This window comes from Shewanella electrica (assembly GCF_022321485.1).
In the GTDB taxonomy this organism is placed as follows: Bacteria; Pseudomonadota; Gammaproteobacteria; order Enterobacterales; family Shewanellaceae; genus Shewanella; species Shewanella electrica.
On record NZ_JAKOGG010000634.1, the window covers coordinates 1 to 246 of the forward strand.

Consider the following 246-nt stretch of genomic DNA (forward strand, 5'->3'; position numbering starts at 1 on the left):
GCATGGTCAGCCCGTTCAACGGCGAGGGCATCGCCTACGCCCTGCAGGCGGGCCGCGTCGCCGCGGACGCCATCGCGCAGGCGCGCACCCGGGTCACCGACGACGCCCGCGAGCGCACCCTGCTCACCTACGCCGACCGGATGCGCGACGACCTGGGCGGGTACTACACGCTCGGACGCTGGTTCGTCCGGCTCATCGAGCACCCGGCGGTGATGCGTTGCCGTAAATCATCAGCAGTTAAATGGT

General features: G+C 69.5%; 1 protein-coding gene. It reads left to right on the top strand.

Annotation, left to right across the window (positions count from 1 at the left end; genetic code table 11):
• A partial coding sequence (locus L9G74_RS21665; RefSeq protein WP_238898925.1) for an NAD(P)/FAD-dependent oxidoreductase occupies positions 1 to 246 on the top strand: 246 nt, incomplete at both ends.